Origin of the sequence: Micrococcus sp. APC 4021 (genome assembly GCF_030407635.1) — a bacterium.
Taxonomy (GTDB): domain Bacteria; phylum Actinomycetota; class Actinomycetes; order Actinomycetales; family Micrococcaceae; genus Micrococcus; species Micrococcus luteus.
In genome coordinates this window covers 1-2,785 of sequence record NZ_JASDCZ010000180.1, presented here as the reverse complement: position 1 = coordinate 2,785, position 2,785 = coordinate 1, and the positions used below count along the sequence as shown (strand labels likewise).

At 73.7% G+C, this 2,785-nt stretch carries 4 protein-coding genes; 2 read left to right on the top strand and 2 right to left on the bottom strand.

Features of this window, described 5'->3' with window-relative positions:
* On the top strand, nucleotides 1-1,094 hold a 1,094-nt coding region (ccsB, locus tag QL983_RS10910), incomplete at its 5' end, for a c-type cytochrome biogenesis protein CcsB (protein ID WP_290152981.1).
* A 15-nt stretch (nucleotides 1,095-1,109) separates the two neighbouring features.
* On the opposite strand, the gene QL983_RS10905 is transcribed toward ccsB, so the two are convergent.
* On the bottom strand, nucleotides 1,110-1,514 hold the full coding sequence (locus QL983_RS10905; RefSeq protein WP_010080314.1) for a PLDc N-terminal domain-containing protein: 405 nt from the start codon (nucleotides 1,512-1,514) through the stop codon (nucleotides 1,110-1,112).
* A 65-nt stretch (nucleotides 1,515-1,579) separates the two neighbouring features.
* Here QL983_RS10905 and QL983_RS10900 point away from each other — a divergent pair, with 65 nt between their 5' ends.
* On the top strand, nucleotides 1,580-1,855 hold the full coding sequence (locus tag QL983_RS10900; protein ID WP_010080315.1) for a DUF4229 domain-containing protein: 276 nt from the start codon (nucleotides 1,580-1,582) through the stop codon (nucleotides 1,853-1,855).
* Between the two features lie 51 nt (nucleotides 1,856-1,906).
* Here the strand turns inward: QL983_RS10900 and QL983_RS10895 are convergent, their stop codons facing one another.
* Nucleotides 1,907-2,779 (bottom strand): 1,4-dihydroxy-2-naphthoate polyprenyltransferase, encoded by an 873-nt coding sequence (locus tag QL983_RS10895; RefSeq protein WP_036316696.1) that lies wholly within the window; start codon nucleotides 2,777-2,779, stop codon nucleotides 1,907-1,909.
* Nucleotides 2,780-2,785 lie beyond the last annotated feature (6 nt).

Sequence of the window (2,785 nt, the reverse complement as noted above, 5' to 3'; positions counted from 1 at the left end):
ACCCCACGGCCCCCGTGAACGAGCAGCTGGCGCTGTACAGCGACCTCTTCATGCTCATCGCCGCGCTCGTGTACGCGGCGGCGTTCATCCTGTTCACCATCGACATGGCCACCGCCTCGGCCACCATCCGCCGCCTCGAGGCCGACCTCGCGGCCCAGCGCGGGCAGGTGCGCACCGCTCCGGCCCACGAGACCGTGGGGGTCGCCGTCGGCGGGTCCACGGCGGTCGGCGCGAGCGCCTCCGACGCGGCCCGGCCGGCCGCCGCCGCCGAGCCCGGCGTCGACGCGGACGGTGACCTCGTGGACGAGGACATGGACTACACGGGCGGCGGCCGCCGCCCGGTCGCCAACGTGGCCGTGGCCGTGCTGGCCGTCGGCTGGGCGCTGCACGCGTTCGCCGTCGTCGCCCGCGGCCTCGCCGCCTCCCGCGTGCCGTGGGGCAACCTGTACGAGTTCATGACCACGGGCGCGCTCGTGATCACGACCGTCTACCTGCTGTTCCTCTTCCGCAAGGACCTGCGCTTCGTGGGCACGTTCGTCACCGGTCTCGTGGTGGCCATGATGTGCGCGGCCACCATGGGCTTCCCGACGCCGGTGGGCCACCTCCAGCCGCCGCTGCAGTCCCCGTGGCTCGTCATCCACGTGTCCATCGCCGTGCTCGCCAGCTCGCTGTTCGCGCTGACCGCGGCGATGTCCGTGCTGCAGCTGCTGCAGGACCGTGCGGAGAAGCGCGCCGCGGCGGGCGAGCGCTCGTGGGCGTTCCTGCGCCTCGTGCCGGCCGCGCAGGGGCTGGAGAACTGGTCCTACCGCCTCAACGCGATCGCCTTCGTGATGTGGACGTTCACCGTGATCGCCGGCGCCATCTGGGCCGAAGCCGCGTGGGGCCGGTACTGGAACTGGGACACCAAGGAGGTCTGGTCCTTCGTCATCTGGGTGGTCTACGCGGCGTACCTGCACGCCCGCGCCACCCGCGGCTGGACCGGCGCCCGCGCGGCCTGGCTGAGCATCGTGGGCTTCCTGTGCATCGTGTTCAACTACACGATCGTGAACACGTACTTCCCGGGCCTGCACTCGTACGCGGGTCTGCCCGGCTGAGTCCGGCGGGGCCCCTCAGGCGCGCGGGCCGTCGCCGTCCGGGTCGGCGTCGTCGTCGCCCTGCTCCCGACGACGGCGCAGCTCCTCCTCGCGGGCGCGCAGCTCGGCCTCGCGGCGGTCCAGGTCCTGCTCGCGGGCGTCCTGGCGGCGCTGCATGCGCAGGCTGCGCAGGAACGCCTCGTCGTCGTCCGGGGCCCCGGTGGGCCGGGGCGCCGGGCGGCCGGCCGCGCCGGCCGGGCGGGCGCGGCCGAGCAGCAGCCACAGCAGCGGCCCCACGAGCGGCACGAGCACGATGACCGCCACCCACGCCGCCTTCGGCAGGCTGCGCACCTCGCGGGCGGGGGTCAGCAGCGCCTCGAACAGCGCGTAGAGGGTCAGGCCCGCGAGGATGATCGCGGCGGGGATGATGAAGCGGCCCATCCTTCCAGTCTAGGCGCGGGCTGGGCGGTCGGCGGGCGGGGCGTCCTTCCTCGTAGGATGGACCGGTGCGCATCTTCTTCTACGGTCTGGTCCGCGTGGTCGTCTTCGTCGCCCTGTGGGCGCTGTTCTACTACGTGATGGACCTCGGGATGATCTTCGGGGTGATCGCGGCCACGATCCTGACGTTCGCGGTCAGCTACCTCTTCCTCGGCCGCCTGCGCACGGGGGCCACCGAGGACCTGTCCGCCGCGTGGGAGGGCCGCCCGGGCCGCCGGGGCCGCACCGAGACCGCCGACGCGGACGCCGAGGACGCCTACACCGAGGGCCGGTTCCGCGAGTGAGCCCCGCGGGGCGACGGGGCGGATGCCGCCGCCGTCGTCATCCCGTGCGGCTCAGAGCAGCGCGCCGAGGGTGAACGTGATCGCGTAGACGATCCCGATCACGCCGGTCGCGCGCAGCACCGGGATCAGCGCCCGGCGGTCGTCGGCGCGCAGCACCGTGCGGATCGGCCGGATCGCGAGCAGGCCGCCGATCGGCACGAGCAGCAGCCCCGGGTGCACCGCCACCCAGAACAGCGGCAGCAGCAGGGCGACGGCCAGCATGACGCCGTAGGACGCCCGCGCGGGTCCGTCGCCCAGGCGGGCGGCCAGCGTCATCTTCCCGACCTCGCGGTCCGTGGGGATGTCCCGGATGTTGTTGGCCATGAGCAGGGCCGTGGAGATCAGCCCACAGCCGATCGCGCCGGCCCAGGCCAGGCCGCTGACGGCGTCGGCCTGGGTGTACGTGGTGCCGAGGACGGCCACCAGCCCGAAGAACACGAACACGAACACCTCGCCGAGGCCGAGGTACCCGTACGGCCGCTTCCCGCCGGTGTAGAACCACGCGGCCAGCACGCAGGCGACGCCGACCAGCAGGAACCACCAGTGCCCCGAGAGCAGGATGAGTCCCAGGCCGGCCAGTCCGGCGAGGCCGAAGGACGCGAAGGCCGCCTGCTTCACCTGGGCCGCGGGCACGAGCCCGGAGACGGTGAGCCGGAAGGGGCCGACGCGCTCGTCGTCGGTGCCGCGGATGCCGTCCGAGTAGTCGTTGGCGTAGTTCACGCCGATCTGCAGCGCGAGCGACACCACGAGGGCCAGCAGGGCCGCGCCGAGGTGGAAGGAGCCGAGCTCCGCGGCGGCGGCCGAACCGACGATCACGGGGGCGATCGCCATGGGCAGCGTGCGCGGGCGCGCGGCGGCGACCCACTGGGAGAGCGTGGCGGCCATGGGCGG

What these genes read in the sequence shown, in the direction of transcription:
- QL983_RS10905 (WP_010080314.1), bottom strand. Translation starts at nt 1,514, where the DNA reads ATGGGCCGCTTCATCATCCCCGCCGCGATCATCCTCGCGGGCCTGACC.
- QL983_RS10895 (WP_036316696.1), bottom strand. Translation starts at nt 2,779, where the DNA reads ATGGCCGCCACGCTCTCCCAGTGGGTCGCCGCCGCGCGCCCGCGCACG.